At 66.8% G+C, this 25,388-nt stretch carries 21 protein-coding genes and 1 tRNA gene; 10 read left to right on the top strand and 12 right to left on the bottom strand.

The features are described 5' to 3' along the window. Positions 1–18: 18 nt before the first annotated feature. A complete protein-coding gene (locus tag HNR76_RS06560; RefSeq protein ID WP_162310065.1) occupies positions 19–2,028 on the top strand; it encodes a M13 family metallopeptidase in 2,010 nt (669 codons plus the stop codon). A gap of 54 nt (positions 2,029–2,082) precedes the next feature. Here the strand turns inward: HNR76_RS06560 and HNR76_RS06555 are convergent, their stop codons facing one another. Together HNR76_RS06555 and HNR76_RS06550 are read right to left on the bottom strand one after the other, a co-directional pair. Further along, entirely contained in the window at positions 2,083–2,754 is a 672-nt protein-coding gene (locus tag HNR76_RS06555; RefSeq protein ID WP_162310064.1) for a rhomboid family intramembrane serine protease, read from the bottom strand. Between the two features lie 77 nt (positions 2,755–2,831). Next, entirely contained in the window at positions 2,832–3,176 is a 345-nt protein-coding gene (locus HNR76_RS06550; RefSeq protein WP_162310063.1) for an MGMT family protein, read from the bottom strand. 38 nt (positions 3,177–3,214) lie between these two features. On the opposite strand from HNR76_RS06550, the gene HNR76_RS06545 reads away from it, so the two are divergent. Next, a complete protein-coding gene (locus HNR76_RS06545) occupies positions 3,215–3,625 on the top strand; it encodes a hypothetical protein (protein ID WP_162310062.1) in 411 nt (136 codons plus the stop codon). 31 nt (positions 3,626–3,656) lie between these two features. Here HNR76_RS06545 and HNR76_RS06540 read toward each other — a convergent pair whose 3' ends face one another. Continuing rightward, positions 3,657–4,778 carry an inorganic phosphate transporter gene (locus HNR76_RS06540; RefSeq protein ID WP_162310061.1) on the bottom strand — a complete coding sequence of 374 codons (1,122 nt, stop codon included), beginning with the start codon at positions 4,776–4,778 and terminating at the stop codon, positions 3,657–3,659. 196 nt (positions 4,779–4,974) lie between these two features. After that, on the bottom strand, positions 4,975–5,601 hold the full coding sequence (locus HNR76_RS06535) for a DUF47 domain-containing protein (protein ID WP_162310060.1): 627 nt from the start codon (positions 5,599–5,601) through the stop codon (positions 4,975–4,977). Between the two features lie 244 nt (positions 5,602–5,845). Here HNR76_RS06535 and HNR76_RS06530 point away from each other — a divergent pair, with 244 nt between their 5' ends. Both HNR76_RS06530 and HNR76_RS06525 read left to right on the top strand, forming a co-directional pair. Then, positions 5,846–7,159: a hemolysin family protein gene (locus tag HNR76_RS06530; RefSeq protein WP_162310059.1), complete on the top strand. Its 1,314-nt coding sequence runs from the start codon at positions 5,846–5,848 to the stop codon at positions 7,157–7,159. Further along, positions 7,143–7,799 carry an exopolysaccharide biosynthesis protein gene (locus HNR76_RS06525; protein WP_162310058.1) on the top strand — a complete coding sequence of 219 codons (657 nt, stop codon included), beginning with the start codon at positions 7,143–7,145 and terminating at the stop codon, positions 7,797–7,799. The genes HNR76_RS06530 and HNR76_RS06525 overlap by 17 nt, the downstream gene beginning before the upstream one ends. Positions 7,800–7,864: 65 nt before the next feature. On the opposite strand, the gene HNR76_RS06520 is transcribed toward HNR76_RS06525, so the two are convergent. The 3 genes from HNR76_RS06520 to HNR76_RS06510 are packed head-to-tail and all read right to left on the bottom strand — an operon-like array spanning position 7,865 to position 11,756. Further along, on the bottom strand, positions 7,865–9,991 hold the full coding sequence (locus HNR76_RS06520; RefSeq protein ID WP_162310057.1) for a putative bifunctional diguanylate cyclase/phosphodiesterase: 2,127 nt from the start codon (positions 9,989–9,991) through the stop codon (positions 7,865–7,867). Further along, a complete protein-coding gene (locus HNR76_RS06515) occupies positions 9,988–10,938 on the bottom strand; it encodes a phosphate/phosphite/phosphonate ABC transporter substrate-binding protein (RefSeq protein WP_162310056.1) in 951 nt (316 codons plus the stop codon). The genes HNR76_RS06520 and HNR76_RS06515 overlap by 4 nt, the downstream gene beginning before the upstream one ends. A gap of 26 nt (positions 10,939–10,964) precedes the next feature. Then, positions 10,965–11,756 (bottom strand): RNA methyltransferase, encoded by a 792-nt coding sequence (locus HNR76_RS06510; RefSeq protein ID WP_162310055.1) that lies wholly within the window; start codon positions 11,754–11,756, stop codon positions 10,965–10,967. Between the two features lie 94 nt (positions 11,757–11,850). Here HNR76_RS06510 and HNR76_RS06505 point away from each other — a divergent pair, with 94 nt between their 5' ends. Beyond that, the gene (locus tag HNR76_RS06505) at positions 11,851–12,675 is read left to right on the top strand and encodes an inositol monophosphatase family protein (protein ID WP_162310054.1); all 825 of its coding nucleotides are present in this window, start codon (positions 11,851–11,853) and stop codon (positions 12,673–12,675) included. A gap of 211 nt (positions 12,676–12,886) precedes the next feature. Here HNR76_RS06505 and secF read toward each other — a convergent pair whose 3' ends face one another. The 5 genes from secF to HNR76_RS06480 all read right to left on the bottom strand — a co-directional run bounded on the left by secF (position 12,887) and on the right by HNR76_RS06480 (position 18,011). Next, complete coding sequence (secF, locus tag HNR76_RS06500) at positions 12,887–13,852, bottom strand: protein translocase subunit SecF (protein ID WP_162310053.1); 966 nt, start codon at positions 13,850–13,852, stop codon at positions 12,887–12,889. Between the two features lie 16 nt (positions 13,853–13,868). Then, the gene (secD, locus tag HNR76_RS06495; RefSeq protein WP_162310052.1) at positions 13,869–15,710 is read right to left on the bottom strand and encodes a protein translocase subunit SecD; all 1,842 of its coding nucleotides are present in this window, start codon (positions 15,708–15,710) and stop codon (positions 13,869–13,871) included. Positions 15,711–15,768: 58 nt separating this feature from the next. Then, positions 15,769–16,101 (bottom strand): preprotein translocase subunit YajC, encoded by a 333-nt coding sequence (gene yajC / locus HNR76_RS06490; RefSeq protein ID WP_162310051.1) that lies wholly within the window; start codon positions 16,099–16,101, stop codon positions 15,769–15,771. Between the two features lie 280 nt (positions 16,102–16,381). Further along, on the bottom strand, positions 16,382–17,497 hold the full coding sequence (gene tgt, locus HNR76_RS06485) for a tRNA guanosine(34) transglycosylase Tgt (protein ID WP_162310050.1): 1,116 nt from the start codon (positions 17,495–17,497) through the stop codon (positions 16,382–16,384). A gap of 437 nt (positions 17,498–17,934) precedes the next feature. Then, positions 17,935–18,011: transfer RNA gene (locus HNR76_RS06480), tRNA-Arg, on the bottom strand. Between the two features lie 418 nt (positions 18,012–18,429). Here HNR76_RS06480 and HNR76_RS06475 point away from each other — a divergent pair. The 5 genes from HNR76_RS06475 to amaB all read left to right on the top strand — a co-directional run bounded on the left by HNR76_RS06475 (position 18,430) and on the right by amaB (position 25,189). After that, positions 18,430–19,257 (top strand): HamA C-terminal domain-containing protein, encoded by an 828-nt coding sequence (locus HNR76_RS06475; RefSeq protein WP_162310049.1) that lies wholly within the window; start codon positions 18,430–18,432, stop codon positions 19,255–19,257. Beyond that, the gene (locus HNR76_RS06470; RefSeq protein WP_162310048.1) at positions 19,254–21,416 is read left to right on the top strand and encodes a DEAD/DEAH box helicase; all 2,163 of its coding nucleotides are present in this window, start codon (positions 19,254–19,256) and stop codon (positions 21,414–21,416) included. The genes HNR76_RS06475 and HNR76_RS06470 overlap by 4 nt, the downstream gene beginning before the upstream one ends. 198 nt (positions 21,417–21,614) lie before the next feature. Then, on the top strand, positions 21,615–22,478 hold the full coding sequence (locus tag HNR76_RS06465; protein WP_162310047.1) for a hypothetical protein: 864 nt from the start codon (positions 21,615–21,617) through the stop codon (positions 22,476–22,478). Further along, entirely contained in the window at positions 22,475–23,194 is a 720-nt protein-coding gene (locus HNR76_RS06460; RefSeq protein WP_162310046.1) for a helix-hairpin-helix domain-containing protein, read from the top strand. Before HNR76_RS06465 ends, HNR76_RS06460 begins: the two co-directional genes overlap by 4 nt. Positions 23,195–23,656: 462 nt before the next feature. After that, positions 23,657–25,189, top strand: coding sequence for an L-piperidine-6-carboxylate dehydrogenase (gene amaB / locus HNR76_RS06455; protein WP_162310045.1), 1,533 nt, complete (start codon positions 23,657–23,659; stop codon positions 25,187–25,189). The last annotated feature ends 199 nt before the right edge of the window (positions 25,190–25,388 follow it).

Here is a 25,388-nt window from a genome sequence, read left to right as displayed (position 1 = left end):
CCTGCGCCCATTCCCCCGATGACGCCACCTATTCGCCCGCTCGTCCTCGCCCTGAGCCTGGGCCTGCTCGCCCTGGCCAGCACCGACGCCCACGCCCAGCGCAAGCGCGCCGCCGCCCGCGCTCCCGCAGTACCCGCGCAGTGCACCGATTTCTATGCCCAGGCCAACGCCGAGTGGCTCAAGGCCAACCCCGTTCCCGCCGATCCGGGCGCGGCCAGCGCCCTGGGCCAGTTGGCCGCGCGCAGCCTGCAGCAGCAGCGCGACCTGCTCGATGCGGCCATGCAGTCGCCGCAGAACGAAGTGCAAAAGCGCCTGGGCGACTTCTGGGCCAGCGGCCTGGACGAGGCCGCGGTGGAGGCCGACGGCTCCAAGCCGATCGCCCCGCTGCTGTCGCGCATCGATGCGATCAAGCGCGCCAAGGACGTGCCGGCCGCGATCGCCGCGCTGCACCAGGTCGGCATCCCGGTGGCGTTCAACTTCGCCCCCGACGTGGACCTGAAGGCGCTGGACCGCCACATCGGCTACTTCATGCAGGGCGGCATGGGCCTGCCCGACCCGGCCTTCTATACCCGCGGCGACGCCGACACCCAGGCCCTGCTCGGCCGCTACGGCGACTACGTCAAGCAGGTGCTCGCCCTCACCGGCACGCCGCAGGCCAGGCTGGAGGCCGACACCCGCGCGGTGATCGACATCGAGACCGCCATCGCCCGCAAGTCGCAGTCGATGGCCGACCTCAACAATCCGTTCCGCACCTACGTGCCGGTGCCGGCGGCCGACGTCGCCAAGCGCTACCGCAACCTGCAGTTGGCCCAGTTCCTCGAAGCCCAGGGAGTCAAGGACGATCTGGTCTCGCTGCCCGACCCGGCCCTGTTCGCCGAGCTGGACGCGATGGTGGCCCGGGTCAAGCCCGAGCAGTGGAGAGCCTACCTGCGCTGGCGCGTGGGCGATGCGATGGCGCCGTACCTGTCCAGGAGCTTCCGTGAGGCCAGCTTCGGCTTCCGCGGCCAGGTGCTGGCCGGCCAGGCCGCGCCCGCGCCGCGCTGGCAGCAGGTGCTGGAGGCGATCAACACCGCCGCCGGCCCGATGCTGGGCCGCGAGTACGCCGAACGCCACCTCACGCCGGCCGCGCGCCGCCGGGCCGGCGTGGTGATCGACGAGGTCCGCGAAGCCCAGGTCGCCGCCGTGGCGCGCGCGGCCTGGCTCAGCGACGAGGCCAAGGCCGAGGCCGCCGCCAAGCTCAAGGACCTGAAGATCGAGGTGGGCACCCCGCGCCGCGACCTGGACTACACGGTGCAGCCGATGGGCCGCGGCAGCTTCGGCGGCAACATGCTGATCGCCTCGGCCTGGCGCCACCGTGAGGAGATGAGGCGGATCGGCAAGGGCAACGCCGACCGCCGCTGGGACGTGCTGCCGCAGCAGCCCGCACTGGCCTACGACATCGCCCAGAACCGGCTGATCGTCACCGCCGCGGTGCTGCAGCCGCCGGTGTTCGACGCCGCGGACCCGGCCATGGTCTACGGCGCCTACGGCGCCCTGGTCGGCAACCAGCTCACCCGCGCGGTCGATGCCAAGGGCGCGCTGGTCGATGCCCGCGGCGAACTGCGCAGTTGGTGGACCCCGGCCGACAAGAGCGCCTGGCTGCACCTGGGCGAGCGCGTGGCCAACCAGTACGCCGCCTACGACTATCCCGGCGTGAAGGGCGCCAAGGTCAACGGCACCCTGGTCCGGGACGAGGGCCTGGGCGACCTGGCCGGGCTGGAACTGGCGTGGGAGGCGTACGCCAAGGCGCATGCGGATGCCAAGCCGGCCGAACGCCAGGCCTTCTTCCAGGCCTGGTCGCGGATGTGGGCGCAGCAGCTCTCGCCCAATGCCGCCAGCGAACGCCTGACCGCCGACATCCATGCCCCCGGCCCGCTGCGCAGCAACGTCCCGCTGGGCAACCTGCCGGCGTTCGCCGCCGCCTACGGCTGCAAGGCCGGCCAGCCGATGCAGCGCGCCGAGGCCGAGCAGATCCGGGTCTGGCGCTGAGGCGCCAGGCACCGCGCATCCGCGGCGGGGCCGGCTACTTCACCCACCGGCCGGCTACTTCACCCGCCCCAAGTGCGATGGCCCGCCCGGCGGCCGGCGCCGGAACGGGGGCTGCCCGCGCCAGTAGCGGATCACCAGCCAGCCGAACAGCATGCCGCCCAGGTGGGCGAAGTGGGCCACGCCCGGCTGCCAGCCAGTGAAACCCAGCAGCAGCTCGAGCGCGCCGAACACGATGACGAAGGTGCGCGCCTTCATCGGGATCGGCGGGAACAGCAGCATCACCCGCTGGTTGGGGAACAGCATGCCGTAGGCCAGCAACAGGCCGAATACCCCGCCCGAAGCGCCCAGCGTCGGGTACGCGGCGGCGCCCTGCGACACCGTCCACCAGCCCACGGCCAACTGGCACAGGCCCGCCCCGGCCACGCATATCAGGTAGTAGGCCAGGAACCGGCGCGTGCCCCAGGTCAGCTCCAGCGGTGCGCCGAACATGTACAGCGCCAACATGTTGAACAGCAGGTGGCCGAAGCTGCCGTGCAGAAACCCGTAGGTCAGCAGTTGCCACGGCTGGAAGTTCTGCCCCGGCGAGAACGGATCGAAGCCCATGTCGCTGGGCGGCCACAGCATGAACGCGGCGAAGGTGGACTGGCCCAGCAGCAGTTGCAGCAGGAACAGTGCGCCATTGCCGATCAGCAGGGCACGGGTGATGGTGGGCAGTCGCGAGAACATCCGCGGCTCCGGAAGGAAGGGAGGGCCATCATAACGCCCGCCACGGCGGCGGCCCGCCCCCCTCGCGGCAGTGGCCGCTACGGCGGCCCCGGCCCCCACACGGCCGCGTCGAGGTCGCCCGCCGCCGCTGCACGCCGTACCCGGCCGCACTCCACCGCCACCCCCTCGGCACGCAGCCGCCGGCATTGCTCGCGCCAGCCGGCCGAGCCCTCCGGAAAGGCGATCCGGCCGTCGGCGCGCAGTACGCGATGCCAGGGCAGGTCCGGGTCGGTGTTGCCGGCCAGCACCCGCGCGGCCAGCCGCGCCCGGCCCGGCAGCCCGGCGCGGCGCGCCACCTCGCCATAACCGGCCACCTGCCCGCGCGGGATCGCGCGGACCGCGGCGAGGATGCGTACGGTGGCGTCGGCAGACGGAGCGGACATCAGCCGCTAGCATAGCCGGCGAACCGGCGAGGACCGCCATGCGCAACTTCGAGCAGATCCGCAGCCACCTGCATACCTCCGGCTTCCGCCTGATCATGCAGGAGCCCTACGTGGCCTGCGTGGAACTGTCGCTGGACGGCGGCAGCCGGCACCAGTCGATCTTCCTGTCCCAACTGGACGGCGACGACGGCCGCCCGTTGCTGCGGGTGAGCACCGCGGTCGCACCGACCACCGGCATCGACGCCCGGCGCGCGCTGGTATTCAACTGGCACAGCGGCGTCGGCTACCTGGCCGTGGGCGACCTGGACGGCGTGCCCTACCTGCAGTTGTGCGAGAACCGCCCCTACGACGGCCTGGCCCCGGCCGAGGTCGAGCGCCTGGTGCTGGAGATCGGCGGCCTGGGCGACCGCATGGAGCGCGCGCTGTCGGCCGGCGGCGACCTGCTTTGACGGCGGCGAAGGCGCGCCGCCGGCGGCCGGCTCAGAGCCAGCCGGCCGCCTTCATCCCGCGCAGCGACAGGTAGGCCAGCCCACCGGCGGCGGGAATGGTCAGGATCCACGCCCACACGATCCGCTCGATCACCCCGATCTTCAGCGCCCGCGGGTTCTTGGCGAAGCCCACGCCCATGATCGCGGTGGAGATGCTGTGCGTGGTCGACACCGGCATGCCGAAGTGCGCCGCCAGGGTCAGCACCGTGGCCGAGCTGGTCTCCGCGGCGAAGCCGTGGATCGGGTGCAGCTTGACCATCTTGTGGCCCAGGGTCTTGATGATCCGCCAGCCGCCGGACGCCGTGCCGGCGGCCATCACCAGCGCGCAGGTGACCACGATCCAGGTCGCGATCTGGGAGCCGTCGCTCTGGCCCGGGTGCAGGAACGCCAGCCAGCCCGGCAATTCGTCCAGGGTGCCGGCGGTTTCCGCGCCGAGCAGGGTCAGGGCGATGATGCCCATGGTCTTCTGCGCGTCGTTGTGGCCGTGGGCGAAGCCCATGTACGCCGCCGACAGGATCTGCGCCTTGCCGAAGAAGGCGTTGACCCAGCGCGGCCGCGCCAGCCGGCGCAGCAGGCCGCCGGCGCGGGCCATGCCGGCGATGATCGCCCACAGCAGCACCATCACCGCCATGCCCATCACGAAGCCGGCCAGCGGCGAGGTCACCATCGGCAGGAACACCTTCCACAGCAGGCCCTTGTTGGCGGCCCAGTTGCCCAGGTCCTGCGACCACACCAGCGCGTCCCAGTCGTTGTTGGCTGCGGCCAGCGCCGCGCCGCACAACCCGCCGATCAGCGCATGCGAGGACGAGGACGGCAAGCCGAACCACCAGGTGATCAGGTTCCAGACGATGCCGCCCATCAGCGCGCACAGGATCACCTGCGAGGACGCCTCCACCACGCCGGTGTTGATGATGCCGGTGGCGATGGTCGCCGCCACCGCGGTGCCCATCAGCGCGCCGATCAGGTTCATCACCGCCGCCAGCGACACCGCCGCGCCGGGCGAGAGCACCTTGGTCGCCACCACCGTGGCGATGGAGTTGGCGGTGTCGTGGAAGCCGTTGATGAACTCGAACACCAGCGCGGCCAGGATCACCACCAGCACGAGGGTCAGCATGGCGATGCTCCCTCCGCGCGCGCCATCGGCCACCGCTTCGAACCCGGCGCGCCGAAGGCGAGCTTCCTAGGGCCGAGGTAGCGGCCCCGCCGCACCGCGGCGGGCCGGGGGATATGGAGGCCAATCGCCGGGGCGGTGGCGCGGGCGCCGCCCCACTCCCCGACGCCGGCACCGGAACAGGCCATGGCGCACCCCATCACGAATTCGAAAGCACGATCTGGTAGGCGACCACGCCGGCCTCGCGGCAGCGGTCGATGGCCTTTTCCAGGATCTCGAAGAACTCCTTGAGCAGGAACATCTGCATGTGGTCCAGGCGCCCGGAGTAGATGTCGCGGTACAGCTCCAGCATCAGCCGGTCGGCCTCGTTCTCGATCGAGCGCAGCTTCTCGTTGAGCGCGGTCATCCGGTCCAGGTTCAGGTGCCGCAGCTCGTGGACCATCTCCACCACCACGTCGGCGGCCTGCTCCAGCATCGCCGCGCGCGGGGCGAAGTCGATGTGGGCCAGGTGCTGGGTAGCCAGCGAGTAGCGGTCGGCGAACTTCTCCACCTGCTTGGGGATCTTGTACAGCGCCGAGCCCAGCGCCTCGATGTCCTCGCGCTCCAGCGGGGTGATGAAGCTCTCCACCAGCGCCTTGCCGATCTTCTCCGAGGCCGTGCGCTCGCGCTGGCGGGCCAGCTTGAAGGCGTCCAGGGACGGCTGCCGGTCCGCGGCCTTCATCATCTGGTGCAGGGCCTTGGCGCTGTCCTGGGCCGCTTCGGCCGCCTCGTCGAGCAGCACGAAGAACTGTTTGCCGGAACCGAAGATGGTCTGCAGTGAGAACATGAACGCTGTCCTGGGCCGCGGGATGGGCGGTTATTCCCGGAATTATGACAGCCAGCCACCCGCCGGGGTACTGCACCGCCGCGCAGGGGCCGTTCCGGGACCGCCGCCGCCGGTTTGCTAAGATGCCGCCGCGTCCTCCGGACGCACCCTATGGACCACGACCCGACTTCCCCGCGCCCCCGCCGCCGCCGCATCGCCGCCGCCGGCCGCCGTCCTTGCGCCTCACGCCGCGGGGGCCTGCGCCGTGGTTGAGCTGTTCATCGTCCTGGCCCTGATCCTGCTCAACGGCTTCTTCGCGATGTCGGAGATGTCGGTGATGACCTCGCGCAAGAGCCGGCTCAAGCAGATGGCCCAGGCCAGCAAGCGCGCGGCCAAGGCGCTGGCGCTGGCGGAAAGGCCCGAGAACTTCCTGTCCACGGTGCAGATCGGCATCACCCTGATCGGCATCCTCACCGGCCTGTTCGGCGGCGAGGCCATCGGCCTGGCCATCGGCGACTGGATCGCCGGGACGATCCCTGCGCTGTCCGCGTACGCGGCGGGGATGGGCAAGTTCGTCGCGGTGGCGCTGATCACCTTCCTGACCCTGATCTTCGGCGAACTGGTACCCAAGCGCGTGGCGATCACCGCGCCGGAGCGCATCGCCGGCATCGTCGCCCTGCCGATGGGCTGGCTGGCGCGCGCGGCCGCGCCGGCGGTGGCGCTGCTGGCCGCCAGCACCCGCCTGATGCTGCGCCTGCTGGGCCTGGGCAAGCAGGAGGCCAGCACGATCAGCGAGGAGGAGATCCGCATGCTGGTGGCCGAGAGCCACGAGCAGGGCGTGATCGACGCCCACGAGCGCGACATGGTCAACCGGGTCATGCGCCTGGGCGACCGTACCGCCGCCAGCCTGATGACCCCGCGCAACCGCATCGCCTGGCTCGACATCCTCGCCCCGCTGGAGGAGAACCTGGAGACGATGCACGAGCAGCAGTTCTCGCGTTATCCGGTCTACCGCGACAGCGACCAGGACGTGGCCGGCATCCTCGAGGTCAAGTCGCTGCTGCACGTACCCGGCGCCTCGCTGTCCGAGCGCCTGTTCCGGCAGTTGCGCCCCGCCCTGTTCGTATCCGAGTCCACCCACGCGATGAAGCTGCTGGAGATCTTCCGCGAGGAACAGCAGTCCATGGCCCTGGTGGTGGACGAGTACGGCGAGATCCAGGGCGTGGTCACGGTCAGCGACCTGATGGGCGCCATCGTCGGGCGCCTGCAGGCGGTGGAGAACGCCGACGACGACGCCCTGGTGAGCACCCGCGACGACGGCTCGCTGCTGGTCGGCGGCACCCTGCCGACCGAGGACCTGCGCGAACTGATGGACGGCGCCGCCCTGCCCGACGCCGAGGACGGCGACTACCACACCCTGGCCGGCATGTGCATCGCGCACTTCGGCCGCATCCCGCACGTGGGCGAGCATTTCGACTGGGCCGGCTGGCGCATCGAGGTGGTGGACCTGGATGGCGCGCGCATCGACAAGCTGCTGCTCACCCGTCTGTCGGCCCGGGAAGATGAACTCGCCGTCTGAACCCGCTTCCCGGCCTGCCGGCGCACCGGCGGGCAACGGCATCGCGCGCCTGCTGGGCACCTTCGCCCAGGGCGACCCGGACGAGCTGCTGGACCTGGACAGCCTGCTGGCCGGCCTGCGCCACAGCGCGTTCGGGATGTTCCTGTTCGTGTCGATCCTGCCGGGCTTCGTTCCCATCCCCGGCGTCGGCGGCGCGGTGGGCGGGCCGCTGGTGATCCTGATCGGCCTGCAGTTGCTGGTCGGCCTGGCGCGTCCCTGGCTGCCGGGCTTCATCGGCCGGCGCGGACCGCGGCGGCGCACCATGGCCCGCTTCTGCAACCGCATCGCACCGTGGCTGGCGCGGCTGGAACACCTGGTGCGGCCCCGCCTGCCGCGGTTGACCGGCAGCCGCCTCGCCAACGCGTTCACCGGGCTGCTGCTGGTGCTGCTTGGCATCCTGCTCGCCCTGCCCCTGCCGATGACCAACTACCTGTTCGCTGGCGTGCTGCTGCTCTATGCGCTGGCGTTGATCGAGCGCGACGGCGCGCTGCTGCTGGCGCTATGGATCGCCACCGCCGCCGGCCTGCTGGCGATGGGCCTGCTGTCCGAGCAGCTCGCCGAGCTGGCCGCGCACGCGTGGCAGCGCTTGCGGCCGGGCTGAGCGGCACCCCTGCAACGACAGGGCGGCGGCCCCGCCCGAAAGCCGCGAATCCCGGCGCCGTTACGTCAGCGCATGCGCTGCGTCAGCAAATGGGCGAACTCGCTGGCGCTGACCGGGTGGCTGAGCCAGTAGCCCTGGACCAGGTCGCAGCCGCGCTCGGCCAGCAGGTTGTACTGCGCCTCCTTCTCCACGCCCTCGGCCACCACCGTGATCCCCAGCGAGTGCGCCATGGCGATGATCGCGGTGGTCAGGGCCAGGTCGTCAGGGTCGCGCTGCAGGTCGGCCACGAAGCTGCGGTCGATCTTGACCCCGTCCACCGGCACCCGGCGCAGGTGGCTCAGGCCGGAGAAGCCGGTGCCGAAATCGTCCAGCCAGACCTTCACCCCGGTGCTGTGCAGCCGCGCCAGCAAGGCCGCGGCCTGCAGCTCGTCGCTGATCACCGAGGTCTCGGTCAGCTCCAGGTGCAGGCAGGAGGCCGGCAGGCCGGTCTCGCGCAGGCAGTCGGCCACCACGTCCGGCAGGTCGCCGCGGCGCAACTGGCGCGGCGATACGTTGACCGAGACGAACAGCCGCTCGCCGCTGTCCAGGTCCATCCAGCGCACCGCCTCGGTGCAGGCCACGTGCAGCACGCGCGGGCCGATCTGCTCGATCAGGCCGCTCTGCTCGGCCACGTCGATGAACACCGACGGCGCGATCATGCCCAGCATCGGGTGCTGCCAGCGCAGCAGCGCCTCGGCGCCGACCACGCGGCCGTCACTGGTCCGGCACACCGGCTGGTAGACCACGCTCAGCTCGCCGCGCTCCCAGGCCCCGCGCAGTTCCTGCTCCATGTGCACGCGGCGCTCCACCGCGTGGTCCATGGCCCGGCTGTAGAAGCGGAAGCCGTTCTTGCCGGCGACCTTGGCCTGGTACATGGCGATGTCGCCGTTCTTCATCAGCGCGGTGGCGCTGGAGGCGTCCTCGGGGAACAGGGTGATGCCGATGGAGGTACCCAGGAACACCTGCCGGTCGTGGATGTCCAGCGGGCGCCGCAGCTCGGCCACCAGCACCTCGGCCAGGCGGGTGGCGGCGGAACGCACCTCGCCCTCCTGGATCAGGATCACGAACTCGTCGCCGCCGAACCGCGCCAGCAGCGCATCGTCGCCGCCGTACCTGCCCACCGCCTCGGCGATGCGGTTGGCGAACTGCAGCAGGGCCTCGTCCCCGGCCTCGTGGCCGAGGGTGTCGTTGACCCGCTTGAAGTCGTCGATGTCGGCGAACAGCAGCGCCAACTGGCGGCCGGAGCCGCGCAGCCGCATCAGCCGGTGGTCCAGGTTCTCGCGGAAGGCCAGGCGGTTGGTCAGCCCGGTGAGCGCGTCGGTATAGGCCATGCGCCGCACGTCGCGGTCGTGGCGGGCCACGCTCTCGCTCATCCGGTCGAAGGCGCGGACCAGGTCGCCCAGTTCGTCGTTGCGTGCGCTGCCCTGGCTGCGCACGCTGTAGTCGCCGGCCTCGATCCGGCGCGCGGCCGCCGCCAACTGGCGGATGGGATGCACCAGAATGCGCTGCACGTACAGCGCGGCCAGCATCGCCACCCCCAGCAGCAGCAGCAGCATCAGCGCCACCCAGCCCTGGTGGCGGCGGGCCAGTTCCTCGACCCGCGCACGCAGGCGCTCGGCGCTGCGCTGCTCGTAGCCGTGCGCGACCTGCATCGACAATCCCACACGCACGCCACCGATGCGTTCGCTGCCCACCCGGATCGGCGCGGACATCTCCAGCACCTGCGGCGAATCCTGGCTCACCGTCCGCTCGGCGGCCAAGGCGCCGGCCGCCAGCGGGTCGTCCATCGCCCCGCCGTAGCCCTCTATTTCGGGCGTGCCGTCGTGGACCAGGCGGCCGTGCCTGTCGAAGACCAGCAAGTACTGGATCAAGCCGTCGCGCCGGTTGTCGCGCAGGATCCTGCCGATGGCGTCCAGGTCGAGGTAGTACAGCGGGTTGGCCAGGCTTTCGGCCAGGTGCTCGGCGACCGAGCGGCCGTGCGAATGCAGATAGTCGTCCACCATCTGGTGCATGACCCGGCTGCTGATCGCCTGCGACTCGCGCTGCACCAGGTTCTGCCGGTGCAGCAGCAACAGCAGCAGCGCCATGACCACCGCCAGCACCAGCGCCATGGCCAGCAGGAAGCGGGCCTGCAGGCCGAGCCGGAACTTCATTCGACCTCCGCGTGCACGCGTGCGGCGCCTTCGCGCAGGCCCGCCAGCGAACGCCGGACCTCATCGTCCAGCGGCAGGAAGCGCGAGGTGTTGAAGAACAGGCGCAGCGCCGGCGCGGCGGCCGGGTCCCGGGACGCCTGCAGGAGCACCTCGCGCAGGCGCGCCTCCACCTCCACGGGCATGTCGGCGCGCACCAGTTCCAGCGCCCGCGGGTAGGTGGGCGTCTGGTGGATGACCTTCAGGAAGGGCTTGAACGCGGGCGGCACCCGCTCCGGGTCGTTCCAGTCCAGGTCGCTGATCGCGCCGGCGTCGACCATGCGCTTGTGCACCCATGCCGAGATGTTCAGTTCCGAGCGGGCGAACACGTAGCCCACCCGGTCGGCCGCGGGCTGGTCGCCGGGGCCGAGCAGGATCTCGGGCGTGAGCCCCGCCTCGAGCAGGGTGATCATGGGCACCTGGTAGGCGCTGGTGGAGGCGATGCTCTGCAGCGCCAGGGTGTGGCCGCGCAGGCCGGCCAGGTCTTGCACCGGGCTTTCGCGGCGGGCGAAGAACACCGTGCGGTACCGGCTGACGCCGTTGCGCTCGGTCAGCAGCAGCAGCCGGGCGTCGGCGCGCTGCTGCAACTGCACCGCGGTGCTGGCGGTCTCGGTCACCCAGTCGACCCGGCCGCGGCGCAGGTAGCTGGCCATCTGCTGGGCGTCGCGCGCCATCAGCACCCGCCCTTCGGTGATGCCCACCTCGCGCATGCGCGGCACCACGTAATCGAGCAGGGCCTTGAGCTGGTCGTAGTGGGCGCGGGGATCGTCGCTGATCCGTCCCAGCACCAGCACGTGCGAGTCCTCGGACGCCCGCGCATGCGGCGCCATCGGCAAGAGGGCGGCCAGCAGCACCCAGCATACGGCCTGGATACCCCTGCGCACGCCGGACGAAAATCCAACCCGTTCCATATCCGCGAAGCCTAGCGGAAAGCCGTTCAGGGGGACAGCGGCGGATGTGCGTTCCCGGCCTCCCGGGCCAGCCGCGCCATGCGCTGCGCATCGGCCAGCACGCCGCGCAGCAGGCGCACCTCGTGCACGGTCAGGTCGGTGCGCAGGAACAACCGGCGCAGCTTGCGCATGGCCGAGTCCGGCGCGCGCCCCTTGTGGAAGTCGATCGCGTCAAGGGTGTCGGCGAGCTGGGCGAAGAAGCCCTCCACCTGCTCGTGGGTCGCCGGCTGCTCGTCGCTTCGCGGCGATGGCGCCTGCGCCGGCGCCGCCCCCAGCAGCGCGCGCCGGACCTCGTAGGCCAGCACCTGCACCGCCGCGGCCAGGTTGAGCGAGCTGAACTCCGGGTCCGAGGCGATGTGGACCGAGGCATGGCACAACTGCAGTTCCTCGTTGGTCAGCCCGGTGCGCTCGCGCCCAAACACCAGCGCCACCGGCCCCTCGGCGGCCAGGTCCAGCAAGCGGCCCGCGGCCGCGGACGGCTCCAGTTCCTCCAGCCGCACCCGGCGGCTGCGCGCGGTGCAGCCCAGCACCAGGCGGCAGTCGGCCACCGCCTCGGCCAGGGTGGCGAGGACCGGCGCCTGGCCCAGCACGTCCTCGGCGCCGGCCGAACGCCGGTAGGCGGCTTCGTCCAGCGGCTTCTCCGGCGCCACCAGGACCAGCCTCGACAAGCCCATGGTCTTCATCGCGCGCGCGGCCGCGCCGATGTTGCCGGGATGCTGGGTGCCGACCAGGACGATGCGGATGCGGCCTGCCGGGCCGTGCGATGCGGAAGCGGACATGGCGCAAATGGTAAACTGCGCGGCCGGCCTTGCGCGCCGGTCCGCTCTTTTCCTTCGTCCGCGCCTCCCCCTGCCCTTTCCGGGAACCTTCGCCATGCTCAAGCCCGCCGTCAACGTCATGGTCAAGGCCGCCCGCCTAGGCGGCAATGTCCTGCTACGCAGCATCAACCGCCTCGATGCGCTCAACGTGGTCCAGAAGCAGCGCATGGACTACGCCAGCGAGGTCGACGCGGATGCGGAGAAGGCGATCGTGAAGGAACTGCGCCGCGCCTATCCCGAGTACGGCGTGCTCGGCGAGGAAGGCGGCCACCAGCCGGGCCGCCAGAGCCGTTTCCAGTGGGTGATCGACCCGCTGGACGGCACCAGCAACTACCTGCGCGGGTTCCCGCACTACTGCGTCTCCATCGCCCTGGTCGACAACGGCGAGCCGATCGACGCGGTGATCTTCGACCCGCTGCGCAACGAACTGTTCACCGCCAGCCGCGGCAGCGGCGCGGTGCTCAACGACAAGCGCATCCGCGTCGCGGACCGCAAGGACCTGGCCGGCACCGTGGTCGGCACCGGCTTCCCGCCGCGCGAGCGCGCCCGCGCGAGCGCCCAGCTCAAGTGCATGGATTCGCTGCTGGTGCAGGCCGAGGACGTGCGCCGCACCGGCTCGGCCGCGCTGGACCTGGCCTACGTGGCCTGCGGCCGCCTGGACGCCTACTTCGAGGCCGGGCTGAAGGCGTGGGACATCGCCGCCGGCGTGCTGCTGGTGCGCGAGGCCGGCGGCCGGGTCTGCGATTTCCGCGGCGCGGGCACCCCGCGCCTGGACGAGCGCGGCCCCGAGGCGCGGCAGATCATCGCCGCCAACGTCAAGGTCGCCGACGAGCTGCAAAAACTGGTGGTCAACACCGGCTACGCCGCCGCGTTCAACTGAGCCCTCCCAGGAGAGCGCCGCAAGGCGCCCTCCGCGCGGCCCATACCCCGCGCCGACCCCCATCGAACGGCAACGGCGGCGGCGGCGGGCTGCGCGTACTTCGGCTGCGTGTACCTCGGAAGGCATCCACCGTCCGCCATCGCGGCAGCGAGGGGCCCAAAGAAGAAGCCGCCCCGAGGGCGGCTTCTGCGTTTGCGCCGCGACGCGGGCCTTACGGCCGGCGGGCCAGCGCGGCCTCGTCCTTGGCCTTGGGCAGCAGGTCCTGCTTGGTGACCTTCAGGAAGCCCAGGGTCAGCAGCGGGCAGGCGATGAAGATCGAGGACAGGGTGCCGATCACCGCGCCGATCATCTGGCTCAGCGCCAGCCCTTCCAGCGAGCCGCCGCCGTACAGGTACAGCGCCAGCACCGACAGGAAGAACACCACCGAGGTGATGATGGTGCGCGACAGGGTCTGGTTGATGGAGCGGTCGAACACCTCGTCCGGGTCCGCCCGCAGGCTGCGGAAGTTCTCGCGCACGCGGTCGAACACCACGATGGTGTCGTTGATCGAGAAGCCCATCACCGACAGCAGGCCGGCCAGCACGGTCAGGTCGAACTCGCGTCCGCTCCAGGCGAAGTAGCCGGCCACCACCAGCACGTCGAACATCGTGGTCAGCGTGGCCGACACGGCGAACTTGAACTCGAAGCGGAAGCCGATGTAGATCAGGAAGCCGACCACCACGAAGATCGCCGCGTACAGGCCGTTCATCGCCAGTTCCTTGCCCACCTGCGGACCGACGAACTCGGTGCGCAGCAAGGTGGCCCTGTTCTCCGGCGTGTCCACCGCGGCCATCACTTCCTGGGCGGTGCGGTTGTTGGCATCGGTGGTGGTCTGGCCATCGCGCGGCTGCAGGCGCACCAGCAGGTCGCTGCCGCTGCCGAAGTTCTGCACCTGCGCGCCTTCGTAGCCGGCGTGGGCGACGCGCTCGCGCACGTCGTCGACGCTGGCCGAATGCTCGAAGCGGACCTCCACCACGGTGCCGCCGGTGAAGTCCAGTGCGTAGTTGAAGCCATGGATGGCGATGCCGGCGACCGAGGCGACGCACAGCAGCGCCGCGGCGGCCATCGCCACCCAGCGCATCCTCATGAAGCCGATGCGCGGGTCGTGGGGGATCAGGGTCAGGGGAAAGATCTTCATGTTCTGGTTCCTTCCCTCAGATGGCCAGGGACTTGAGCTTCTTGCGGCGCGCGTAGATCAGCACCGCCAGCGCACGCGACACGGTGATCGCGGTGAACATCGAGGCGATGATGCCGACAACCATGGTCACCGCGAAGCCCTTGAGCGGGCCGGTGCCGAAGGCGTACAACGCCACGCCGGCGAGGATGGCGGTGAGGTTGGCGTCCAGGATGGTGCCGGACGCCTTCTCGTAGCCGCCGGCGATGGCCGCCTTGGGCGGCACGCCGGCGCGCAGTTCCTCGCGGATGCGCTCGTTGATCAGCACGTTGGCGTCCACCGACAGGCCAATGGACAGGGCCAGGCCGGCGAAGCCCGGCAGGGTCATGGTCGCGCCGAACAGCGACATCACCGCCACCACGATCAGCAGGTTGAACAGCAGCGCCAGGCCGGTGAGCACGCCAAACATGCGGTAGTACACGCCGAAGAACACCAGGGTGAACAGGAACGCGTACAGCACCGCGGTCACGCCGCGCTCCACGTTCTCCTTGCCCAGGCTGGGGCCGACGATGCGCTCCTCGACGAAGTCCATCGGCGCGGCCAGCGAGCCGGCGCGCAGCAGCTTGGCCAGGTCGTCGGCCTCGCCCTTCTCCAGGCCGGTGGTCTGGAAGTTCTTGCCGAACACGCCGTTGATGTTGGCCACCGAGATGACCTCTTCCTTGACCCGGAAGCTGCGCACCTCCTCGCCGTTGACCGTGGTCACCTGGGGGATGCGCTCGGTGTACACCACCGCCATCGGCTTGCCCACGCTCTGGCTGGTGAAGTCGAACATGCGGTCGCCGCCGACGTTGTTCAGGGTCACGCTGACCGCCGGCTGCCCGTTCTGGTCGATGGCGCTGGTGGCGGCCACCATCTGGTCGCCGGTGACGATCACGCGCTTGCTCAGCAGCACCGGGCTGCCGTCGCGGCGGTAGTAGATCTTCGCTTCCGGCGGCACCCGGCCGGTGGACAGGGCGTCGTAAGCGTTGCCGTCGATCACCGCGCGGTATTCCAGGGTGGCGGTGGCGCCGATCATGCGCTTGGCCTCGGCCGTGTCCTGCACGCCCGGCAACTGCACCACGATGCGGTCGTTGCCCTGGCGCTGGATGATCGGCTCGGCCACGCCCAACTGGTTGACGCGGTTGCGCAGGGTGGTGATGTTCTGCTCGATCGCCGAGCCGGCGATCTGGGTCAGCTCCGCCTCCGGGATCACCACGGTGAGGCGGTTGCCCTGGATGTTCACGCCCAGGGCCGGCATGGCCTTGGTCAGCAGTTCGCGGGCCCGCGCCGGGTCGGCGTCGGAGGCCAGCGACACGCCGATGCCGTGGTCGGCGCGGCGGTCCACCGCGGTGTAGCGGATGCGGTTGTCGCGCAGGGTCACGCGCACGTCTTCGACGTAGGCGTCCACGCGCTTCTCCAGCGCGGCCTTCTGGTCGACCTGCAGCACGAAGTGCACGCCGCCCTGCAGGTCCAAGCCCAGGACCATGGGCTTGGCGCCCAGCATGTCCAGCCAGTCCGGCACGTTGGAGGCCAGGTTCAGGGCGACGGTGTGGTTCTCGCCCAGGCCGGTGCGCAGGGTGTCGGCGGCCAGGGTCTGCGCCTCGGGGTCGGTCAGGCGCACCATCAGGCTGTCGCCCTCGATGGCCACCGACTTGGGCACCAGGCCCGCTTCCTTCAGGTCGCCTTCCACGCGGTCGCGCAGGGCCTCGTCCAGGCTGGCGCCGCGGTTGGCGGTGATCTGCACGGCATAGTCGTTCTGGTAGACGTTGGGCAGCGAGTACAGCGCGCTGACCACCAGCACCAGCAGGATGACGAAATATTTCCAGCGGGGAAATTCGAGCATTGCGGGACCCCGCGCGGTCCCGCCTCGCGGGACCACGCTCAGCGGTGGGACGGGAGGATCAGGCGGACTTCAAGGTGCCTTTGGGCAGCACGTTGGCGATGGCGGCCCGCTGCACGCGGATGCGGACGTTGTCGGCCACTTCCACGGTCACGAAGTTGTCGCCGATGTCGATGACCACGCCGGCCACGCCGCCGTTGGTCAGCACCTCGTCGCCGCGCGAGAGCTTGCCGAGCATGGCCTGGTGCTCCTTCTGCCGCTTCATCTGCGGGCGGATCATCAGGAAGTACATGATCGCGATCAGGATGACCGGGAACAGCAGCATGCCCAGGCCGCCGCCCTGCGGCGCAGCGGCGAGGACGGGGGTCGGGGCCAGGGAGGCGAGAAGGCTCATGGGGTCTTCCAGTGTCGTGCGGAAAATAGCGGGGGATTATGCCATAGGGGCGCGCCCGGCCCTTTGCAAGCCTTGGGTGCGACCGTTCTGGCCGCTCAGGGTTCCCGGGCGGACGCCGGCGCCTTGCCCTCGGCATGCCACCGCTCACCCTCATCCCTTCTGCAGGAGCCGACTCCGGTCGGCGGCATGGCCCGGACCATGCAATGGCCGGCAAGCGGGGATGACGGTCGCCGGCTGTGCCCGGCCCCTAACGCCTTTCGGTCCCGATCCCGCCGGACCCCTACCCTCGCCGTGCGGCATGGAACGCATCGCGGAACGCCTGGAAGCGCCCCTCGGCGATGGCCGCGCGCATGTCCGCCATCAGTTTCTGGTAGTACCAGAGGTTGTGCAGGGTGCCGAGCATCGGCGCGAGCATCTCGTTACAGCGGTCCAGATGGCGAAGATAGCTGCGGGTGTAGCCGCCGGCGCAGGCCACGCAGCCGCAGCCCGGCTCGATCGGGTCCAGATCGCGCTCGTACCTGGCGTTGCGGATGCGCACCGTGCCGAAGGAAGTGAAGTAGTGGCCGTTGCGCGCGTTGCGGGTGGGCATCACGCAGTCGAACATGTCCACCCCGCGGGCCACGCCCTCGACCAGGTCCTCCGGCCGGCCCACGCCCATCAGGTAGCGCGGGCGGTCGGCGGGCAGGCGCGGATGCAGGTGCTCGAGCATGGCGTTGCGCTCGTGCTCGGGCTCCCCCACCGCCAGCCCGCCGATGGCGTAGCCGTCGAAGCCGATCGCCTGCAGCCCGTCCAGCGAGCGGCTGCGCAGCTCCGGGTGGACCCCGCCCTGGACGATGCCGAACAACGCCGCGTCGTTGCCCAGTTCGTCGTGCGCGTCGCGCGAGCGCCGCGCCCAGCGCAGGCTCAGCTCCATCGAGCGCCGGGCCACGTCCTCGGCCGCCGGGTACGGCGTGCATTCGTCGAAGATCATCACCACGTCCGCGTCGAGCACCCGCTGGATGCGCATGCTCTCTTCCGGGCCGAGGAACACCTTGGCCCCATCGGTCGGCGAGGCGAAGGTCACGCCCTGCTCGGTGATCTTGCGCCGGTGCGCCAGCGAGAACACCTGGAAGCCGCCCGAGTCGGTGAGGATCGGCCCGTCCCAGCGGGTGAAGCCGTGCAGGCCGCCGTGATCGCCGATCACCTCCAGGCCCGGGCGCAGGTACAGGTGGAAAGTGTTGCCGAGGATGATCTGCGCCCCCAGCGCGCGGACCTGGTCCGGCAGCACGCCCTTGACCGAGCCGTAGGTACCCACCGGCATGAACGCCGGCGTCTCCACCGTGCCGCGCGGGAAGGACAGGCGGCCGCGGCGGGCCGCGCCGTCGCTGGCCTGGAGCTGGAACTGGAGTCGGGACATGGAAGCGGGGACGTGCGGGGCGCGTATTGTCGCCGATCGGCGCCCCGCATGCCGCCATCTTCACTTGTAGGAGCGCCCTTGGGCGCGCCCCCTTCGCGTACGCGCGGCCATGTCCGGAAAAGCCCATCGCGCCGGGGGCGCTCCTACGGAGTCGTCCCGCGCCGGTGACGGCCCGGACATGGGGAAGTGGCAGCCCCGACACGATTCGAACGTGCGACCTTCCCCTTAGGAGGGGCACCGTGCGCTGCGGGAAACCCCTTGTTTTATGGGCCAGCGCTACATACACGAACAATTCTGGGACACGTCTGGGACAAATGACTATGTCCTGCCCAGTGCGGTTCAGCCCAAGCGGCGGCCCAACCCCTAGGCTCCACCCGGCGGGGCCCGCCCGTCCTATTGAGCACGACGGCACCCTCCGGTAGACCATCGAAAGGGAATGGTGACCCCGGCGCGATTCGAACGCGCGACCTGCCGCTTAGGAGGCGACCGCTCTATCCAGCTGAGCTACGGGGCCAGTCAGAAAAGGATACCGCATGGCACCCACCACCCCAAAGAACATTGCGATCGGTGCTGCTGCTACCCCAGCCACCCTCAGGTGGAATTGGACTGGCGGCGCACCCTGGGGTTAGCCAGATCGGTCCCTCTTGATCACTGAATTGCGATTGGACGCATCAGTTGTCCACGCTGATTGAGATGCGAACAACCATCAGTATTCAGCAATGCAGATTCTTGGCCACCAAAGTGGCATAACGCAAAGAAATAGATGGGTTTCGCCATGCCCTCGATCGAGGCACTACGGCACAAACCTTCAAGTCGTGCCAGCCCCCACTCAACCGACACACACAAACAGTATGCCGACAATGACGGAGCTGACTGGAATTCTGCTACCGTAATCTTTGGGGCACCAGCGTCTCAAGCCATGAGAACAGGGGATGTTACAACTCGTTTTGCATGAACTTGCCAGTGATAGATCAATCACTGGCCTATGCGCGGGCTATGAAGCGAAAAAGTGGAGACATTCAGCACTTGCCGATTACCTCATGGAATCACTTCCAGATTTCTGCCTTACCTATAGTGAATATAGCGAGATTGGGCACGAGTCTGCCGTAAGAATGATCAGAAAGGCGGCCAAAGCCGTCTATAGCACTGGCAAGTTCAAAAACCGTGGCGAGTTTGGAGAGCTACTACTCCATGTCATCCTGAAGATGACCATGAACACGCTGCCTGCAGTTTCCAAGATTTACTACAAGGATGCAGCGAATGACACCGTCAAAGGATTTGATGCGGTGCATGTTGTCCCCTCAGCGAGCGGCTTAGAGCTCTGGCTTGGTGAAGTTAAGTTCTATGAAGACATATCCGCCGCAATTCGAGACGTGACTGGTGAGCTGGAACAGCACCTGGCGGCCGATTATCTTCGAAGTGAATTCGTAGCAATTCTGAATAAAGTTGACGAGCACTGGCCTCACGCACAGCAGCTGATGGCACTTTTGGATGAAAGAACTTCTTTGGATCAAGTGTTCAATGCATTTTGCATCCCAGTGCTTCTAACATATGACGGAAAGTCAACTGCCGAGCATGAATCTTTTTCGGAAGAATATAAAGAGGCATTAGTGGCGGAAATGCGAAATATCAAGGAAAGATTTGATACGCGCACAAGCGCAATTCCGCACAGAATTCACCTATTCCTAGTTCCGTTGAAGACAAAGAAGATCCTAGTCGAGGAGCTTCACGCGAAGCTGGAGGCGATGAAAGCTTTATGAGCACCGAATCTTCTATTGCGCTATCAGACCCAAAGTCGATTGAGGCTAATCCTTTTCGGGCTGCACAAGAACTCGCCTCAATGGTTAGTCGCGCAGCCATTGGCAAGTTTGATGACATCGCCATCCAAGCTGCCATTCTGTATGCATTGGAGAACAAGGCGTCATTCGGTGAATGTGGCGTAATCGTTGAGAGCTTAGCTCGGGCCAGAGGACTATACCCCTACATCGCAAATGACGATCTAAGCGTTCGGGATGAATTGGCACTCGAAGCCCATCGTCCCAATGGGATGACTGATGTTGTCCTCCATCGAAAACAAGCTGAAGTATATCAACGCCTTCTTAATGGAGAAAGCATTGTTCTCAGTGCCCCAACAAGCTTTGGAAAGAGCCTTCTTATTGATGCCCTGATCGCATCAAAGAAATACAGAAATATTGCTGTTGTCGTGCCCACGATTGCCTTAATTGATGAGACACGCCGCAGGCTGGCAGAACGCTTCGGCCGAGATTTCAAATTATTGACACATCCAACTCAGAAGCTGGAAACAAACAACATCTTCGTCATGACTCAGGAACGAGTATTAGACGTAGATAACTTGCCAAAAATTGACCTATTCGTTATTGACGAATTCTATAAACTTGACCCACGGCAAGACATAGATCGAGCCCTTCTCCTTAATCAGGCGCTCCACCGCTTACTGAAGACTGGAGCCCAGTTCTACATGCTTGGACCCAGCATCAAACAGATCCCTGACGGACTGGCTAATCTCACAGGATCGTCGTTTGTTGACACAGACTATGCCACCGTTGTGACCGAGCAAGTGCATGTCCATACGGGTGAAGGAGACAGCAAAGGAACCCTGATCGAACTATGCCGAGCACTCAATGACTCCACACTCATCTATTGCGCTTCCCCGGCAAGTGCACGACGAGTCGCAACAGCCCTAGCCGCAGCAGGAGTGGGCTCAGATGGCGGAAGACTAAAGGGCGCATATGACTGGTTAGCTGCCAACTACCACCCGGACTGGGCGGTTGCGCGGGGCTTTCTCACCGGCATCGGCGTCCATCACGGCAAGGTTCCTCGTGCACTAGCTCAATATGCAGTTCGTCAATTCAACAAAGGGCAGCTTCCCTTCTTGGTATGCACATCCACCTTAATTGAAGGAGTAAACACTAAGGCCAAGAACGTAATCGTTTTTGACAATCGTGTAGCTCAGAAAAAGTTCGACTTCTTCACCTTCAATAATATTAGGGGACGCTCAGGACGCATGCTGCGGCATTTTGTTGGGCGCGTATTTCTTTTCAATACCCCACCCCAAGAAGACCTTCCATTTGTCGACATCCCGCTCGTAAATCAAGATGATTCGACTCCAGAATCGCTCTTGATCCAACTTGACGATGAGTTCTTGTCCCCCAGATCACGAGCTCGAATTGATGCGTTAGAAGCGCACTCCTTACTGAGTTTCGAAGTTCTTCGAAGCAACGCCGGCATTGACCCGGCAGCCCAAAACGATCTTGCAAAGCACCTACAAGCCCAAGGCTCGGCGGGCTTTGCGAATCTCCGTTGGACAGGCTTTCCTGATTATGATCAATTGAAATACACCTGCGAACTCATCTGGAAATTCTTTATAGGCAAGAAGCGCATAGGTGGCGGCGTAGTTTCCGGAAGTCAACTAGCTCTAAAACTTAACCGTCTCGCGAAAGCCAGAAGCGTAAAAGGGCTGATTGTTCGAGAGCTAGCCGAGCAAGAATCTCCAGATGCGGATCGCGCTGTTGAAGATGTGCTCGATTTTGTTCGAACATGGGCAGGATTTCATTTTCCTCGATACTTGATGGCATTGCATCGCATCCAGGAAGCCATCTATAGAGACTGGCTCGGCACTGCAGGGGATTACTCAGCTTATGCTGCCTCCGTTGAAAACATGTTCTCAACCAGCGGCCTAGTCGCGCTCGATGAATATGGGGTGCCACTTCAGATAGCCGAAAAACTGCGGCCACATTTTGCTGCCCACGACACAGTGGATGAGGCATTGGAACAATTGCGGCGCATCGATATTCAACGGGTCAAAGGACTAACTGAATTCGAGCAAGAATTGGTGCTCGATGCGAAAACTGGATTGGGGCTGCATGTGCAGCTGCGCAATGTCCCGACTTTCGATTGACCATGCCATCACTCTACGAGGTTAGCCCAAGGAACTCCGTAGGCACCGTGGCGCCGAATCCATTTAGCGCCCCAGCTTCGTCTGTCTCCTTGAACTGTCGATAGGTGTCCGCATGCGACCAACAACCTGGAGAGCCGTCCGGACTTCCAGGGCACCGACGGCAACAGCCCTCCTCGCCCCCTACTCCATACTTGGGCCATGAGCGTCCTCGACCGAAGCATTATTCATCGCCTGAGTTCTACCTTTTTGGATGCGCGCAAATCCGCCCAGGATTTACAGGCCCTGTATGCGGAGGCTGGGGTTCCACTGCATCCACAAAGCTCACTGGCCCAACTTATTTCCCATGCCATTAAGTTGGCCAATGACTGGGAAGGCGGCACCATCGTGAGCGATAGCGACCCGGTGCCGCTAATTCGGGGACAACACTTGGACAAGATTGCTTGGGCTGCTCTCCCCTTGGCCAATGACCCCAACCGCGCCAGGCATTTGGCGGACCTTGGCCGAGGCAGCCTCGACCCATTCTCCCGCATCTCCTCACTGGCCAAGAACAAGTTGTGGGAGCTGGAGTTGTGGCAGCAGCTCAATGAACGAGGCCTTCCCTCTATGCTGGCCGAACCCGACATCGTGGTCAGCACACCTGCGGGTGACATCGCCGTTGCCTGCAAACGGCTTTACTCCATAAAGAACGCCACCAAGCCATTCTCACAAGGTGTTGCACAGATTGAAGCCACGGGTTTACCGGGCATTCTGGCCGTAGCTATTGAAGACCTGGTTATTCCACCCGATCAGATCGTGACCGCGTCAACCATTCAACACGCGGCCTATGGGCTCAATGAGTGCAACATAAATTTCGTCACTCACTTCCACAACACGCTATTGCGGTATTTATCCACGGGCCGCATTTCGACAGTCGCCGTCTCCACCTGCGCCGCCATCTTCGTTGAGGATGAAGGCATCCGCGAATGCCGCCAAACTCATTTCTGGACCCACCCTGACCTCAGTGAAGAGAAAACCCAGCAGATGGTGACCATTGCCAACAAGCTCTTTGGAGACGGCTCGTGATTGGCTTTCTGCGCCGTCTGTTCGGTGGTTCTTCTCAGCCCACTCCATCGCCCTATTCGCAACGGCACGATATGCCCGTGCACGATTCCGTATCGGGCAATGAGGACATTATCACCGGCTGGCGGTTCAGTGCCACGATGCAACGTCGAACATCGCTAGCAGTCCTAAAACAACACGGACGCACGGTCTCGCGCACACCGGGCGGCCCACCAACCATAACTGAGGAGATGTGGGAGGGCATCTGGTTACCCGATCTAGGCGAACACTTCCTCGATAGCGTTGGCATGGCCTCAGAAATCGGCCACATCCCTTTTGATGGCGGTGACTACCTAGCCTTCCTCATAGCCTATCGCTTGATCACCGAGGGCAATGAGTCGATTCAAGAGAAAGAGGCTGCGTTGCGGGCACTCGCCAAGGGCACCGGACCAGGTGGCACGCCCTACCGCACATTTCATACCGCCAAGGACCTAGTGGAGGACGCATTGCCGCGCACCATCCACCTCTTGCCTGCCTCCAAGCCAGTGCGCGATGCGTTGCTCGATGCTGGCTTCAATACCTTGGCCAAGATGGACAAGGCCAGCGACACGGAGTTACTGGACATCAAGGGTTTGGGGCCGAAGAGCCTGATAGCAATTCGTGCATTCCTGGCCACTACTAAGGCGGATAAGAGCGCCTTGCGCTACTTGGCAGAAGCCTACCAAGCGCCCACGGCATGATTGCGTTGACACGATTCAATCTCGCCCACAAGAAGCGAGGCGCCCTCATGCAACTGGGGTGTCCTGCTCGCAGGTGCCCGTGATATCTGAAGAATAGGGGCAGCCGAAGGGAACGCTCTTTTGCTGGGACAGATTTGGGACACAAGCCTGCAAGACGGCGACTTTTACATAGCTCTTCTTGGTCGAACCGTCAACGCCTATATCCCATGTAAAATCAAGGAGATATTGCAGATCTTCTGAGCCTCTCTAACCCTCCACCTTAGGAGGGGGACGCTCTATCCAACTGAGCTACGGGGCCACGGCCGTGGATTGTCGCATGGCGCCCGGGCGCGGCCAATGCGGTTGCGCGCGGGCCATGCACGGGCCCTGGGCTAGAATCGCGCCACGCATGAAGACGCCGCCCCGCTCCCGGTGCGCGGCACGTCTCGGGGCCTTGCGCCCGCACCGACTCCAGGAGATCCCATGTCCGCTTCCCTGCTCCAGGCCCTGGGCCTGCGCGCCACCAATCCCGGCACCTACCTCGGCGACGGCCGCTGGTCCGACGCCACCGGCGCCGGCGTCCTGCGCCCGGCCAACCCGACCACCGGCGAGGTCATCGCCCAGGTCCAGGCCACCACCGAGGCCGACTACGAGGCGGTGATCGCCCGCGCCCAGGCCGCCTTCAAGGAGTGGCGCACGGTTCCCGCGCCCCGCCGCGGCGAGGCCATCCGCCTGTGCGGCGAGGCCCTGCGCCGGCACAAGGACGCGCTCGGCTCGCTGGTCGCCCTGGAGATGGGCAAGAGCAAGGCCGAGGGCGATGGCGAGGTGCAGGAGATGATCGACATCGCCGACTTCGCCGTGGGCCAGAGCCGCATGCTCTACGGCTACACCATGCATTCGGAGCGCCCCGGCCACCGCATGTACGAGCAATACCACCCGCTGGGCCTGGTCGGCATCGTCAGCGCGTTCAACTTCCCGGTCGCCGTATGGAGCTGGAACGCGTTCCTGGCGGCGATCTGCGGCGACGTGTGCATCTGGAAGCCGTCGAACAAGACCCCGCTCACCGCCATCGCCTCGATGGGCGTCTGCAACGCGGCGCTGAAGGAGGGCGGCTTCCCCGACATCTTCTTCCTGGTCAACGACGCCGGCACCGCGCTGGCCGAGAAGCTGGTGGAAGACGCGCGCGTGCCGCTGATCAGCTTCACCGGCTCCACCCAGGTCGGCCGCGGCGTGGCGCAGAAGGTCGCCCGCCGCCTGGGCCGCTGCCTGCTGGAGCTGGGCGGCAACAACGCGATCGTCCTTGACGAGTCCGCGGACCTGAAGCTGGCGATCCCGGGCATCGTCTTCGGCGCCGTGGGCACCGCCGGCCAGCGCTGCACCTCCACCCGCCGCCTGATCGTGCACGAGTCGATCTACGATTCGGTGCTGGACACGCTGGTCAGGGCCTACAAGCAGGTCGAGGGCAAGATCGGCGATCCGCTGGACACCGCCAACCTGATGGGCCCGCTCAACAGCGCCGGCGCGGTGGAGCAGTTCCTGGCGGCGGTGGAACGGGCCAAGGCCGCCGGCGGCACCGTCGTCGCCGGCGGCACCGCGCTGGACCGCCCGGGCCACTTCGTCCTGCCGACCATCGTCGCCGGGCTGAAGAACAGCGACGCGGTGGTGCAGCACGAGACCTTCGCCCCGATCCTGTACGTGATGAAGTACGCCACGCTGGACGAGGCCATCGAGATGCAGAACGGCGTGCCGCAGGGCCTGTCGTCCTCGATCTTCACCCAGAGCCTGAAGGCGGCCGAGCGCTTCCTCTCGGCGGCGGGCAGCGACTGCGGCATCGCCAACGTCAACATCGGCACCTCCGGCGCGGAGATCGGCGGCGCCTTCGGCGGCGAGAAGGACACCGGCGGCGGCCGCGAGTCCGGCTCGGACGCGTGGAAGGTGTACATGCGCCGGCAGACCAACACGATCAACTGGTCCGATTCGCTGCCGCTGGCCCAGGGCATCCGCTTCGACCTGTAGGCGCCGCAACGGCCGGCCGGCGCCCGGCCCGGCCGCGCGATCGCGCCGGGCCGCGCCACCGTCCGACCCGGGCCAATCGGCACCGCGGCCCTCGCGGGCGGGTCCGGCCCTAGCACGACGGCCCGGGCACGACGACCCTGAGGCACCCACCGGGGCCGCCAAAACGCACGCGGCCTTCCCGCCCTCGCGCCGCACCGGT

The organism is Pseudoxanthomonas broegbernensis, from assembly GCF_014202435.1.
Classification (GTDB): Bacteria; Pseudomonadota; Gammaproteobacteria; order Xanthomonadales; family Xanthomonadaceae; genus Pseudoxanthomonas; species Pseudoxanthomonas broegbernensis.
The sequence above is the reverse complement of the archived record's forward strand: the minus strand, read 5'-3'. Positions and strand labels throughout refer to the sequence as shown.

Bases quoted from the DNA above. Each gene is read 5' to 3' on its own strand.
- HNR76_RS06560 (WP_162310065.1), top strand. From the start codon at position 19: ATGACGCCACCTATTCGCCCGCTCGTCCTCGCCCTGAGCCTGGGCCTG.
- HNR76_RS06555 (WP_162310064.1), bottom strand. From the start codon at position 2,754: ATGTTCTCGCGACTGCCCACCATCACCCGTGCCCTGCTGATCGGCAAT.
- HNR76_RS06550 (WP_162310063.1), bottom strand. From the start codon at position 3,176: ATGTCCGCTCCGTCTGCCGACGCCACCGTACGCATCCTCGCCGCGGTC.
- HNR76_RS06545 (WP_162310062.1), top strand. From the start codon at position 3,215: ATGCGCAACTTCGAGCAGATCCGCAGCCACCTGCATACCTCCGGCTTC.
- HNR76_RS06540 (WP_162310061.1), bottom strand. From the start codon at position 4,778: ATGCTGACCCTCGTGCTGGTGGTGATCCTGGCCGCGCTGGTGTTCGAG.
- HNR76_RS06535 (WP_162310060.1), bottom strand. From the start codon at position 5,601: ATGTTCTCACTGCAGACCATCTTCGGTTCCGGCAAACAGTTCTTCGTG.
- HNR76_RS06525 (WP_162310058.1), top strand. From the start codon at position 7,143: ATGAACTCGCCGTCTGAACCCGCTTCCCGGCCTGCCGGCGCACCGGCG.
- HNR76_RS06520 (WP_162310057.1), bottom strand. From the start codon at position 9,991: ATGAAGTTCCGGCTCGGCCTGCAGGCCCGCTTCCTGCTGGCCATGGCG.
- HNR76_RS06515 (WP_162310056.1), bottom strand. From the start codon at position 10,938: ATGGAACGGGTTGGATTTTCGTCCGGCGTGCGCAGGGGTATCCAGGCC.
- HNR76_RS06510 (WP_162310055.1), bottom strand. From the start codon at position 11,756: ATGTCCGCTTCCGCATCGCACGGCCCGGCAGGCCGCATCCGCATCGTC.
- HNR76_RS06505 (WP_162310054.1), top strand. From the start codon at position 11,851: ATGCTCAAGCCCGCCGTCAACGTCATGGTCAAGGCCGCCCGCCTAGGC.
- secF (WP_162310053.1), bottom strand. From the start codon at position 13,852: ATGAAGATCTTTCCCCTGACCCTGATCCCCCACGACCCGCGCATCGGC.
- secD (WP_162310052.1), bottom strand. From the start codon at position 15,710: ATGCTCGAATTTCCCCGCTGGAAATATTTCGTCATCCTGCTGGTGCTG.
- yajC (WP_162310051.1), bottom strand. From the start codon at position 16,101: ATGAGCCTTCTCGCCTCCCTGGCCCCGACCCCCGTCCTCGCCGCTGCG.
- tgt (WP_162310050.1), bottom strand. From the start codon at position 17,497: ATGTCCCGACTCCAGTTCCAGCTCCAGGCCAGCGACGGCGCGGCCCGC.
- HNR76_RS06475 (WP_162310049.1), top strand. From the start codon at position 18,430: ATGTTACAACTCGTTTTGCATGAACTTGCCAGTGATAGATCAATCACT.
- HNR76_RS06470 (WP_162310048.1), top strand. From the start codon at position 19,254: ATGAGCACCGAATCTTCTATTGCGCTATCAGACCCAAAGTCGATTGAG.
- HNR76_RS06465 (WP_162310047.1), top strand. From the start codon at position 21,615: ATGAGCGTCCTCGACCGAAGCATTATTCATCGCCTGAGTTCTACCTTT.
- amaB (WP_162310045.1), top strand. From the start codon at position 23,657: ATGTCCGCTTCCCTGCTCCAGGCCCTGGGCCTGCGCGCCACCAATCCC.